This is a genomic window from Allotamlana fucoidanivorans, from assembly GCF_045788535.1.
GTDB classification, from domain to species: domain Bacteria; phylum Bacteroidota; class Bacteroidia; order Flavobacteriales; family Flavobacteriaceae; genus Allotamlana; species Allotamlana fucoidanivorans.
Window position 1 is genome coordinate 4,033,548 of record NZ_CP074074.1, and the last position, 13,270, is coordinate 4,046,817.

8 protein-coding genes are annotated in these 13,270 nt (G+C 35.7%); 1 reads left to right on the plus strand and 7 read right to left on the minus strand.

Annotated elements, in window-relative coordinates; genetic code table 11:
• Window positions 1–231: 231 nt before the first annotated feature.
• From KFZ70_RS17145 to KFZ70_RS17170, 6 genes are all read right to left on the minus strand, one after another.
• Complete coding sequence (locus KFZ70_RS17145; protein WP_158293216.1) at window positions 232–1,737, minus strand: alpha-amylase family glycosyl hydrolase; 1,506 nt, start codon at window positions 1,735–1,737, stop codon at window positions 232–234.
• Between the two features lie 257 nt (window positions 1,738–1,994).
• The gene (locus KFZ70_RS17150) at window positions 1,995–2,873 is read right to left on the minus strand and encodes a carbohydrate kinase (protein ID WP_139697837.1); all 879 of its coding nucleotides are present in this window, start codon (window positions 2,871–2,873) and stop codon (window positions 1,995–1,997) included.
• A 40-nt stretch (window positions 2,874–2,913) separates the two neighbouring features.
• The gene (locus KFZ70_RS17155; RefSeq protein ID WP_139697839.1) at window positions 2,914–4,194 is read right to left on the minus strand and encodes a glycosyltransferase; all 1,281 of its coding nucleotides are present in this window, start codon (window positions 4,192–4,194) and stop codon (window positions 2,914–2,916) included.
• A 15-nt stretch (window positions 4,195–4,209) separates the two neighbouring features.
• On the minus strand, window positions 4,210–6,294 hold the full coding sequence (locus tag KFZ70_RS17160) for an HAD-IIB family hydrolase (protein WP_139697841.1): 2,085 nt from the start codon (window positions 6,292–6,294) through the stop codon (window positions 4,210–4,212).
• A 228-nt stretch (window positions 6,295–6,522) separates the two neighbouring features.
• A complete protein-coding gene (locus KFZ70_RS17165; protein ID WP_139697843.1) occupies window positions 6,523–7,989 on the minus strand; it encodes a sigma 54-interacting transcriptional regulator in 1,467 nt (488 codons plus the stop codon).
• Between the two features lies 1 nt (window position 7,990).
• Entirely contained in the window at window positions 7,991–9,118 is a 1,128-nt protein-coding gene (locus KFZ70_RS17170; protein WP_139697845.1) for a VWA domain-containing protein, read from the minus strand.
• 106 nt (window positions 9,119–9,224) lie between these two features.
• Between KFZ70_RS17170 and KFZ70_RS17175 the strand changes: the two genes are divergently transcribed.
• A complete protein-coding gene (locus KFZ70_RS17175; RefSeq protein WP_139697847.1) occupies window positions 9,225–12,431 on the plus strand; it encodes a VPS10 domain-containing protein in 3,207 nt (1,068 codons plus the stop codon).
• A 54-nt stretch (window positions 12,432–12,485) separates the two neighbouring features.
• Here the strand turns inward: KFZ70_RS17175 and KFZ70_RS17180 are convergent, their stop codons facing one another.
• A complete protein-coding gene (locus tag KFZ70_RS17180; RefSeq protein WP_139697965.1) occupies window positions 12,486–13,163 on the minus strand; it encodes a Crp/Fnr family transcriptional regulator in 678 nt (225 codons plus the stop codon).
• Between the last annotated feature and the right edge of the window lie 107 nt (window positions 13,164–13,270).

Below are 13,270 nucleotides of genomic sequence, written 5' to 3' on the forward strand. Positions count from 1 at the left end.
ACAAAGTTTAAAATTTAGGACAAAGCCCACAATGAAATATAGTAATTGTGCCTGTTACACAACACTTAAATATAGTTTAAAATTTTAAGATATGTGTGTAAATTCTTATTTTTAAAAATGCAAACCAAAAGGGATTATCAAGAAAATACTGTATGCGTTAAACACAATGGTTAGTATATGCATTGTGCAATCGATAGAGAGCATTATCACATATACATTGTTTGGTGATTGTTATTTTGATTCGAGAATAATAAAACCATTTTTAACCATCTGAATTTCAATATTCTCATTTAATGAACTGAATTGACTTTCATCATCACTAAATACAGTTTTCCAACTGTTTTCGGAAGGCTCAAAAGGAAGTTCCTCTGTATTTATTATCATAGATGTTGCTTGGTCCGTTAAATTGAAAGCTAAAATATAACCAGACAAATTGTTCCATCGACAATAGGTGAAGGTAGAATCATTTTCATGCTGTATTATTTCAAATTCGCCTGTTGTAAATGCAGAGTTTGAAGATCTAAATTTTAAAATTTTGCGATAGAAATTCAACAATGAATTAGGATTGTTAATTTGCTCTTCAACTGAAATTCCATCTTTTGATTTTATAGATTTTTTTTCCCAATAAGGCTGGACGTTTTCAAACCAAAGTGCATTTCCAGCTTCGTTAATATCCGCTGTCCATTCAAACGGTTCTCTTACTGAAATATCGAGACCATCACTTAGTTCCAGAAGACTTTCATGTCTAATTAATTCTTCTCTTTTGCCAGTCATTCCTATTTCCTGCCCATAATAGATATATGGAATAAACTTCATTAAATAAGTTAGTGTTGCCAATTGCTTGTTTTTCGCAGTATTGTTGCCAATCTTACTTAATACTCGATCTGTATCATGTTGATCCAAAAAAGCAAACATGTTCTTTCCTTCTGGAAGATCCTGTTTTGACCACTTGAAATACTCTCTTAAAATGGTTGGATTATTAACGTTGAAGTGAAGCCCAAAAGAATATGCTACTTCAACGCCAGATTTTTTCATCCACGAATGTGCATCACCATCATCCCATGTCGCCTGTTCAGCTACAAAAGTCACGTCTGGATTAATGCGCTTGCTGTTATCAATTATTGGCTTCCAAAAACCTTGTGCCAAATTGGTTAAAATTCCCTTCTTTAACTGATCATTATGAAATGCATCTATCCGAAATCCATCCACACCATCCTCAAAGGAACCATCTCCATTAGGATCTACCCAGAAAGCATAATAATCCTTAATATATTCAGCAACTTCTTCCTTATACAGGTTTACAATCGTGATGTCCGTATAATATCCATCATATGATTTTAATCCCTTAAGGTCAAAAACCATTGTTTCTGGTTCTGTATTTAAGCTGTCTTTATACATAACATAATTGCTAAATTCCGAATTTGGGTTTTGAAATGACTCTCCAAACCAGGGGTGCTCCTTGATTACATATTGAAGTTCGGTATCCATATAGAATTTCATTCCTCTGCGATGAATCTCCTTTACCATATTGAAGTAGTCATCCACAGTACCGAATTCAGAATCAATGCCATAGTAGTCATGTGTAAAATAATTATGATAATAGGATGAAGGATACAATGGTGTCATAATTATTGAAGTAATACCCAAATCTTGGATATAATCTAGCTGCTGAGTAACACCGTTTAAATCACCGATTCTATCACCATTACTATCGAAAAAACTTCGTGGAAATATCAAATAAAATATTTCTTCTTCTAACGCTACTTTATTAGTTGATTCGAGAGTCCGCTTTTCAATTGACAACTGTCTACATCCTGCAATTAGCAACATCAGAATTAAAAAAATTAAGTATAAATTCTTTGGTTGTATCATATTCTAAATTATCGCCAATTCCATATAAACTTACCAAAGATACCATTTAGCCTATAAAAAATCCCAACAAACAAATCGTATTACAGGACAGTGCTTTAAAAGACGTGTTTGTAGCTACTAGTCTACCCCATAAACCGTTCAATATCTAATAATGATATGCTAGGATTTGCGCCCTTGCTTTGTGCTACCATAGCACCTACCGCACAGCCATAATCAATAGCTTTTTGAGGAGGCTCATTGTTTAATAAATAACTTATTAAAGTTCCTAGAAAAGCATCTCCTGCTCCAACGGTATCAACCACTTCAATTTTGTAACCACTATTATAAAATAGGCGCTCTTGGTGCCATAAAACCGCACCAAAGGCACCTTTAGTAACACATATACTTGGCGTATTAGTTTTATTGGCAATAAATTTTAAATTCTGTTCTAGGCCTCTAAATGGTGAATTCAAATACGCACTAACTTCATAAAGTTCATCATCATTAAATTTTATAAAATCAGAGGCTAACATTAATTCAATCAGTAATTTTTTTGAGTAAAATGGAGGTCTTAAATTCAGGTCGAATATCTTATATGACGCCAGATTCAAATAATTTTTCAGGGTAGCTTTGGACACTGCATCTCTAGCTACTAAACTTCCAAAAACAAAAGCATCGGCTGCCTTAACTACTTTTTCTCCTTGTGCGGTTGTTTCAATTTTATCCCAAGCTCTTGGGTATTCTATAGTATAAGTTGCCGAACCTTTATCATTTAAACTTACTAGAACCGATCCTGTTGCATGGGCATCAAACTTTTGAATACAACGAACGTTTACATGATGCTCTTTTACATAAGCAATTAATTTGTCACCTAGAGCATCTTTCCCAACCGCACTAATCATAGTCACGTCATGGCCAAAGGCTGCCAAACGCAGCGCCACATTAAGTGGTGCCCCTCCTATTTTCTTATTCTCAGGAAAAATATCCCACAATATTTCTCCAAAGCAAACAATATGACTCATAAGGAAAGTTTCAGTAGTTACAATATTATATTCGGATGTCTTAATAAAACAAATTAGATTCCATTGTTCGTTGATTAATTGAACTTTTAAACACTTCTATTATACGTTTAGCTATGCCCGTCCACCCAAAATTTCGTCTAGCAAAACGCGCACCTTCAACAGATAACTCATTACGCATTTTAGGATATAATAGCGGCATAGCCATCATAGTCCCAAATTCTAGCGGTCTGTGGGGATCGGCAAACAAGGCCTGATTTCCAAAATCTATCAAATCATACAAGCCTCCATGCACCGTAATAACGCTTGGTGTACCGCAGGCCATAGCTTCAATAGCAACCATACCAAAAGGCTCATAGCGTGACGGCATTGCAAAGATGTTTGCCGATCGGTACACATTGGCTAAATCTTCATCGGCAATATAACTTTTCCATTTAATCTTTTCCATCACCCCTAACTCGGTTGCTAACTTTTTAAGCGTTTTTACACCCGCATCATCTTGGTCTGAATGATCACTACCTATAGCCGCCACTAATCGTGCCTCGGGACAAAGTTCAAAAACCGTAGGCAAGGCCTGTATTAATAAATCGTATCCCTTATTATGCGCCATTCTTCCTAAGGTTAAAATATCAGTTGGATGGATGTCGTACTTGGTTCTAATTTTATCATTTTCTTTTGAAGGCACCGGATAAAACCTGTTTTCATCAATACCTGGCGGAATCATGGTGCAATTTTTTGGTAACACATCATATTGTTTTGTCAGTAAATCTACCTGCGGAATGGTGGTCGCTATAATATGATTACACATTTGATAGACAAAATACTCTTTTCTAATGCGTTCCTTAAAACGATAGGTTTTCTCCATTTCCTTTTCATCCATATCGCTTCCCATGGTATGTTGTTTCCACCACCCTACTGAATGTGGGGTATGTACATGTGAAATACCAAGTTCTTCGGCTATTTTTTGTCCAGCCCATCCAGCATCCCAATAATGAGAATAAACCACATCATACTTTTTATTTTCATTCTTGATAGCCGCCAAACAATTGGTGACAAACTTTTTTAAATGATCATGCATATCCTCCTTTCTGATGAACTTTTTGCCCCCAAAGGGAATACGCCAAACATTATAATTCTCATGAACATGGTCATATTCAGGTTGGTCTTCAAATTGACGTGTCACTAAATCAACTCTTTTGCCTAATCGACTAAAGCGCTCAGCTAATTCTAAAACATAAACCACCTGGCCGCCAGTGTCGGGCTTTCCAAGTTCTGGGTTTGCAGCAACATATCCGTGTAGCGAGATCATTAATATCGACTTCATAATATTTATTTTAGGTTATTTTTTAATAATTTTTAAATCATGACATGCAGAAATATATTGCGCTGCGGACCATGCTTGATAGGCTTTGCCCATAGGCTTTCCTGTGGTTCCATGTGCCCATTCAGTAAACTCCCATTCATCTGTTATACCTTCTTTATTTATCAATGCTAGTTTGTGAAGCTCTGAAATTGCCATTTCTTTAAACCCTAGTTTATTGACAAACTTCACCCAAAAACCACCAACAAATGGCCAAATACCGCCATTATGATAATGATTTGGAAGGTTTAAGAGATTTACTGTATAATAGGGTCTCCAATCTGGGTCGCCCGGCGAAACCACAGGATATACATTAGCCACAGGATACGGATCATTAACACCAACACCCAACATAAAATGGAAGGTTTGATGTGCTTTTTCGGCGTCAACTGTGCCGTGTAAAAACGCTAAAATATTTCCTAGCGTATCACAGCGCCAACTGAAATCAAAGGGTGTAGTTTGTGCTATAAGGTAAGAGGTATCGCCTAGTGTAAATTGCTTTTCGGCAAAGGACACCGATTGAAATAATTTTTGCTGGGTGGAAGGCCAAAAATTCTGTAAAATTTCTTTTTTAATAACTTGAGACCATCTGATATATTCTCCTGCTTGTTCATAAATGCCAAGCATTTCTAGCATACGCCCAAAACACACGTTGGCTCTGTACCATAAGATTTCGTCATAAAGAATATTATAACTTCTTCCGAACAAATCTGTCCAATCTCCTGCTTCAGGTATTTCTAATAAAGCATCATTATTACTATCATGAGCACCAAGCCAACGCATGGTTTCCTTAATGTCATCAATATACTTTCTTAAAAATTCAAAATCCTTGGTTACATTAACGTATTCATAAAAGGCAATAACTACCCAAATACCACTATCTATAGAACAGATACCTCCAACACCAGAATAATCTGGTATATTATCTTTAATTCTAACATTTGAAGGTATTTGTCCGTTTCTTGAAATATGATCAAGTAAAGTAACTAGTGTTTTTCTCTGGCAATCATGTATCTCCTTATCATGAACCAGTGGTAGCGACCCTATAACCGTAATAGCACCATCACGTGCCCAAACGCTATAATAGTTTTCATCAGTTCCCTTGGCTACATTATCTTTTATAGAACAGGCTGAAAACCCAAGTGGCGTAATATTCTTCTTTAAAGCCTCAACAGCTTTTGTATACCCCTCTTTGATAAGAGCTATCTTTTCATCTTCATCTTCTGTGGCTATATGACTTAACTCTTGCTGTATATAAAAATCATCAGCATGATCAACCGCTGTGTAAACGCTAGCTTTTTCGGGCAAAACATTATAATAAACCAAACCTTCAATAATACCATCTCCCATTTCTTTTTCAGAATGATAAACTTGTCTGTGCTTAGTATATTGGTATAATTCTTCATGGGCATTGGACACTACAATGCCTTTTACATCTTTGAGATCAAACATGGCAGAATCATTCCCGCTGTCTCCAGCCACAATCACTTCATTTGAATGTATTTGCAGTTGCTTAATCAACCATTGTAGTGCATTGCCTTTATTCGCCCATTTGGGCAAAACATCTAAAAACTTATCGCCTGAATACACAATATTTACATCCATATTGGCTTTGGAAAAATCATTTTCTACACTTTCTATTAGATTGGGAGTAGCATCATAAAAAAAATAGCTTCGCTTGTAAGAGTGTTGAAACTTTGTAGGCTGTTCACTAATAGGATGATTGATTTTACTTATAATATCTTCAACCGCTGCCAAATTCCAACCGTCATCTAAAACATCATTAAACTCTTTAACAACACTTTTTGTTTTAAAATTATAGATATGTGTGCCTACCCCCGAGATAATATAATCTGGTTCGGGGAGTACTTTGGTTTCAATAAGATTAAGGACATCATCAATAAGTCGCCCCGTATTGTAGGTTAAAAGTACATCGTTTTGCGGTTTATACATTTTCCAAACTTTTCTAAAATTACTATTGTAGTTATGAAAGTTTATTAATGTGTTATCAATATCAAAAGATAACAATTTTATTGCATGCTTTTTAGTTGGGTTTTCTTCCATATTATTTTAAAACGTTCTTTTTCATTTTTCATCATTTTTGATTCAAAAAAGACCAAAAAATCACAATTATTGATATAATATACACAAAAAAGCCCCAAAAACAAGAAAAATAGAGTTTTAAGCAAATCTCATTTTTTACTTTTAGCAGAATTACAAAAAATGATACTAGAAATGCATATTTAAAAAATATAACACCTTAAAATAGGAATATGAGAATGTAAAAAACGCCTAAATTCCACTTATAAAACTGCCATACGGGTCTTTAAATTGCACCCCTTCAGTAAATCGTTGTTTAGACAATTGCTTAAATTCAACCAACGCCCACAGCACAAACTCTTTTACAAAATAACGGTCTTGATTTGAAAGGTTAGGTTGATATTTTTCTAGCAAATCATTTAAAGGTGTAATGGAACCCAGTAATGTTTTGTAACCCTCATCGCTAAGGTCATCTAAAAGTTCAAAACCATCTTTAAGATTAAAAAACCAAGACACAATATCATCATAAGGACTTACATCGGTTTGCTTTTTTAGTTTTTCAATTTTTGGAAAATACGCTACAAACAAACTTTTTACGGCATCACCAATCAAACCATAAGCCACAGAAATAGAACCTTCTTGTTCACCTTCATACACCAATTCTACTTTTCCGGTTATTGATGGAATTATACCAATAAAATCTGATAGGCGTACTATGGTTTGCCCATCATTATTCATAAGAGAACGCCGCTCTGCTGTACTTAACAGGTTTTCAAAAGCGGTGATACTCAATCTGGCACTCACACCACTTTTGGCGTCTATAAATTCACTCTCTCTAGCCTCAAAAACAATTTGTTCTAATAAATCTCGTGCTAAATCGGGTACAATTACACTAGCATTTTGCCTAGCCACTATTTTGGCCTCCTGTTCTGTAATAACCCTAGCCGTTTTTATATCCTTAGGATAATGTGTTAATATTTGAGAACCGATTCTATCTTTTAACGGAGTAACTATGCTCCCTCTGTTGGTATAGTCTTCTGGATTTGCTGTAAACACAAATTGAATATCTAATGGCAATCTTAATTTAAACCCACGTATTTGAATATCGCCTTCTTGCAGTATGTTAAACAATGCCACTTGAATGCGCGCTTGTAAATCGGGTAATTCATTAATAACAAATATACATCGGTTAGCCCTTGGAATCATCCCATAATGAATTACACGATCATCTGCATAACTCAATTTCAAATTAGCTGCTTTTATAGGATCAACATCGCCAATAATATCAGCCACCGTTACATCGGGTGTGGCCAATTTTTCGGCAAAACGTTCACTTCTATGCAACCATAATACGGGGGTTTCATCTCCTTTTTCTTTTATTAATTCTTTAGCATATCTTGAAATAGGATGAAATGGATCATCATTGATTTCTGAACCCGCTACATAAGGAATATACTCGTCTAACAGATTTAACATTAATCGTGCTAAACGTGTTTTAGCTTGACCCCGCAACCCCAATAGATTCATATTGTGTCTCGACAAAATGGCGCGTTCCAATTCGGGAATTACGGTATTTTCATAACCATGAACCCCTTCAAAAGTGGTTTGGTTATTTTTTATCTTAGTAATCAGATTTTCTCGTAATTCATCTTTTATAGATTTACTCTTATATCCTGATGCTTTTAGTGCACCTAACGTTTTAATGTTTTCTATGTTCATATTAACCTCTAATTCTTTTTTTTCTGTTTGTCTCGTAATCTTCAAAAATCATTTCACCCAAACCTTTTAATCCTGTATAAAACGCTTTACCTTGATTGGCATAGGTAAATGCTCTTACAAATTGCATCAAATAATTATCTTGAGCTATCATAAAGGTTGTAATAGGAATATGCAAGCGTCTGGCCTGTTGCGCCATGACATAACATTTATTGACAATATGACTATCTAACCCCATACTATTTTTATAATACTGACCATCTGATAAGCGTAAACAGCTTGGTTTGCCATCTGTAATCATAAAAATTTGTTTGTTGGTATTTCTTTTTCGGCGGAGTAAATCCATTGCTAATTGTAATCCAGCCACCGTATTGGTATGATAAGGCCCCACTTTTAAATAAGGTAAATCTTTAATATCAATTCGCCAAGCGTCGTTTCCAAAAACGATTATATCAAGCGTATCTTTAGGATATCTTGTTGTGATGAGCTCGGCCAATGCCATAGCAACTTTTTTTGCAGGTGTTATCCTATCTTCTCCATATAGAATCATACTGTGGCTAATATCAATCATCAACACCGTACTCATTTGTGACTTGTGCACAGTATCTTCTATGACCAAATCCTTTGCTGATAGTGTAAAATCATCAATACCATGACTTATTTGGGCATTCTTTAAACTTTCAGTCATTGAAACTTTGTCTAAATCATCTCCAAACTGATAGCCCCTAAAATCACCCGTATGCTCATCACCAATACCAGTGCTTTTGCTTCTGTGATTGCCCTGTCCGCTACGTTTTATTTTTCCAAAAATCTGATCTAGCGCTTGCTGCCTGATAGCACGTTCTGTTTTTGCGGTAATAGATATACCTCCATTTCCATCTGGATCTATTTCTTCACGTATATATCCTTTCTTTTTCAGGTCTTCAATAAAATCATCAATAGAATATTCGGGCGTTGCGAGGTTATATTCTTTATCTAATTCCCGTAACCAAGCAATGGCTTCATCAAAATCACCAGATGTGTGGGTAATTAACTCTTTAAATATATCAAAAAGTGCATCGAAAGGCGACCGATTAGAGGCTTCATACGTGGTAAACACAAAACCTTTTTTTAGAGTCTTTTTGTTTATCATAGCTCCATAAAATTACAGATTTTAAAAGAAAAAATGGCTGCATTAACATTAATTTAAACAATAAGGTAATAAGTTTTCATTATTTTAGAAGGATAAAAAACCAACCATGAAGTCTATTTTTTTTCTGATATTCTTTACAGTATCCTCAATTTCTTTTGCCCAAAAAATTTCAATGGATTTATTTAAAAACATGTCCCCCAGAAGTATTGGTCCTGGGGGTATGTCTGGCCGCGTAACCACCATTGATGTGGTGCATTCCAACCCTGACATCATGTATGTAGGAACAGCTTCTGGTGGTTTATGGAAATCGGCTTCTGGTGGCATCAATTGGACACCTCTTTTTGAGAAAGAAGCCACAGCCTCTATTGGAGCGGTAGCCATTCAACAATCAAACCCTAGTGTTATTTGGGTTGGCACAGGTGAAGGCAATCCCAGAAATAGTTTAAATGGCGGCTATGGTATATACCGTTCATTAGATGCCGGAAAAACGTGGCATTTGATGGGCTTAGAAAAAACCAGGCATATTCATCGTATTATTGTACACCCAGAACACCCTAACACTGTGTATGTAGCAGCTATTGGATCACCTTGGGGAGAACACCCTGAACGAGGAATTTTTAAAACTACTGATGGTGGCAAGTCATGGAAAAAAATACTCTTTGCTAATAACAAAACAGGTGCCGCCGATCTTGTGATAGACCCCTCCAACCCTAACAAACTTATTGCTGCCTTATGGGAACATAAAAGAGAACCTTGGTTTTTTCATTCTGGTGGAAAAGGGTCTGGGCTGCATATCACCTATGACGGTGGTGAAACATGGAAAAAGATGACTAAAGATGAAGGCTTTCCTGAAGGAGAGCTGGGTAGAATTGGCATTGCCGTGGCAAAAAACAAACCAAATACTATGTATGCCTTAGTTGAAGCTAAAAAAAATGCACTTTACAAAAGTGTAGATGGAGGTGATTCATGGCACATGGTTAATAACAAAAAGGATAAAGGTGATCGTCCGTTTTACTACTCAGAGATTTATGTTGATCCTCAAAATGAAAATCGGGTGTATTCTATATTTACTTATGTCAATGTAAGTGAAGATGGCGGTAAAAATTTCTCCCAACTTATGCCTGCCTATAATACAACCCGAGGCGTTCATCCTGACCATCATGCCTGGTGGATACACCCTAATAACGGTAATTTTATGATTGACGGAAATGATGGCGGCTTGAACATTACTAAAGATGGAGGCAAATCGTGGCGCTTTATTGGCAATCTACCCGTAGCACAATTCTACCACATAAATGTTGATAATGAAATTCCATATAACGTATATGGTGGGATGCAAGACAACGGATCATGGAAAGGCCCTGCTTACACATGGCGTCATCAAGGTATTAGAAATGCCTATTGGCAAGAAATAGGTTTTGGCGATGGTTTTGATGTGATTCCAGACCCTAAAGATGCTCGTTTTGGCTGGTCTATGAGTCAACAAGGACATGTTTATTATTATGATTCTGAAACAGGTAACAATTTTGACGTAAGACCCAAACACCCAAACCCTGATATACTTTTACGCTTTAATTGGAATGCGGCCATGAATATTGATCCGTTTGATAGTAACACCATTTATTTTGGAAGTCAGTTTGTTCACAAATCGACAGATAAAGGGTTAACTTGGACACTCGTATCTGATGATTTAACCACCAACGATCCAGAAAAACAAAACCAAGCAAATAGCGGCGGTATAACCATTGATGCAACAGGCGCAGAAAACTTTTGCTCTATTCTGGTTATAGAACCGTCTCCTATTGAAAAAGACTTGCTTTGGGTTGGTACTGACGATGGAAAAGTACACATTACAAAAGATGGAGGGGCTAACTGGGTAGATGTGTCAAACAATATTAAAAACTTACCTAAAGGCAGCTGGATTGCTCAAATTAAAGCGTCTAATAAAAATAAAGGTGAAGCCCTATTAATAGCTAACGATTACAGAAGATTCAATTACACACCTTATGCTTTTAGAACTAAAAACTATGGCAAAACCTGGGAACGTATTGTTGATGAGCATGATGTTATAAGCTATACCTTATCCATTACAGAAGACATTGAAAACCCCAATTTGTTATTTTTAGGTACCGATGATGGTCTTTACGTATCTATTGACACTGGTAAAACATGGACCAAATGGACCGAAGGCTTCCCTACAGTTTCGGTAAAAGATTTAGTTATTCACCCTCGTGAAAGCGATTTAGTAATTGGAACCTTTGGCAGGGCAGCTTATGTTTTAGATAATATACGCCCGTTGCGAGCCGTTGCTGAAAATAAAGATATATTAAATAGCAAGCTGAGTGTTTTTAAACCTTCAACGGCTTATCTATCCGCCTACCAACAGCCAACAGGAAGTCGTTTTGGAGCCGATGCCATTTTCAACGGAAAAAACCGTAATTCTGGAGCGCTTATTCCATATTATGTTAAGATTGATAAAAAAAACCCTGATGACGAAAACGAATCGAATAAAACCGATGAAAATCAAACTAAAAATAAAACAGAAATTAAATGGGATTCATTAACAATGACCATTTACGATGACAATCGGTTAATTAGAACATTAAAACAAAAGACACCTAAAAAAACAGGCTTTCAAAGGTGGCATTGGGATTTAAAAGAAAGAGGTCCAGACACACCTTCCAGAACACTCAAAACAAAAGATGCTACTGCCCCCTCAGGAATTTTAGTTAAACCAGGAACGTATAAGATTAACATACAATTTGGTAATCAAACATCAGAAACAACACTGACCGTAAAACCGGACCCAAGATTACATAAAACTATAGCAGCCATAAACAGTAGCTATGAAACAGGGAAAAGGATAGAAAAAATGATTCAAATTAGTACTAATGCTGTAAACCAATTAGTTGAAAGTAAATCTATTGCCAATCAGTACGTATCTAAGTTAAAAGCCTTTGATAAAAACAAATATGAAAAACATATTACCGAATCTGAGACAATCATTAAAGAAATAGATACTTTAATTGATATCTATTTAGGCAAAGAAGACAAACGCCAAGGCCTTATAAGAAGCCCTATTCCAAATGTAAGCACCAGACTTAATTTGGCAAAACTCTATGTTAGTTCAAGACCAAATGGTATAACAGCTACTGAGAATATGCTCATTGAACAAGCTCAAGAAGCCTTAGAAAAGGCTTTAAACCAAACCAACATGTTTTTCAACACCAAATGGAAATTATACAAAAATACAATGGAGCAAATAAAACTAACTCCTTTTAAGACAACAAAATCGTTTAAACTAAACGAATAAAAACAAAAACGCTCTGAACTAGACTCAGAGCGTTTTTGTTTTATATTTTTATTATTATTCCACCCGTTTTAGACCCGCTAAATCTTCAATTTTAATGTACTTACCTACCGTACTAATCAAGCCTTCCTTTTTAAATTGAGAAAGTACCCGAATGGCAGACTCAGTAGCCGTACCCACAATATTGGCGTAATCTTCACGTGATAAAAGCACACTTAAAGTTCCATCAGGGTTTGTACCAAAACTATCACTTATATAGGCTAGAGTCTCTGCTAATCTTTGCCTTACAGATTTCTGCGCCATATTTACAATAATATCATCAGAATCTCTTAAATCATGAGCCATATCTTGCAGCACGCTAAATGAAAACTTGGGGTTTTTTTGTAAATCGGCAAAAATTTCGCTCTTCGGAATAAAACAGACCTCCATATCATTCAAAGCGGTAGCTTGTAAATTAGAACTTTCTTCACTGATTAAAGATCGTTGTCCTAACAACTGGCCTTTTACGACCATTTTTACAATTTGATCTTTTCCGTTTTCACTTAACTTTGACAGCTTACAAATACCATCTTTTACACAATACACACCATTAAGAACTTCTCCCTCTTCAAAAATTACCTCGCCTTTTTTAATTTTCATTGACGTTTTACAGCCAGAAATACGCACAAGCTCTTCTTTTGTTAGAGCTTTTAAGGAGTTAAATTGCTTAATAATACACTGTTCGCACTTGCCCATACCTAAAAATTTGTATTTTGTAAAAGTAAATAAATCATGACAAATATCATATTTATAAGTGGCCTGATTTTTCAATTTTGCATAAGGTATAAATGAGCAAATAATTT

Coding starts and splice junctions, on each gene's coding strand:
- KFZ70_RS17150 (WP_139697837.1), bottom strand. CDS start 2,873: ATGAGTCATATTGTTTGCTTTGGAGAAATATTGTGGGATATTTTTCCT.
- KFZ70_RS17155 (WP_139697839.1), bottom strand. CDS start 4,194: ATGAAGTCGATATTAATGATCTCGCTACACGGATATGTTGCTGCAAAC.
- KFZ70_RS17160 (WP_139697841.1), bottom strand. CDS start 6,294: ATGGAAGAAAACCCAACTAAAAAGCATGCAATAAAATTGTTATCTTTT.
- KFZ70_RS17165 (WP_139697843.1), bottom strand. CDS start 7,989: ATGAACATAGAAAACATTAAAACGTTAGGTGCACTAAAAGCATCAGGA.
- KFZ70_RS17170 (WP_139697845.1), bottom strand. CDS start 9,118: ATGATAAACAAAAAGACTCTAAAAAAAGGTTTTGTGTTTACCACGTAT.
- KFZ70_RS17175 (WP_139697847.1), top strand. CDS start 9,225: ATGAAGTCTATTTTTTTTCTGATATTCTTTACAGTATCCTCAATTTCT.
- KFZ70_RS17180 (WP_139697965.1), bottom strand. CDS start 13,163: ATGGGCAAGTGCGAACAGTGTATTATTAAGCAATTTAACTCCTTAAAA.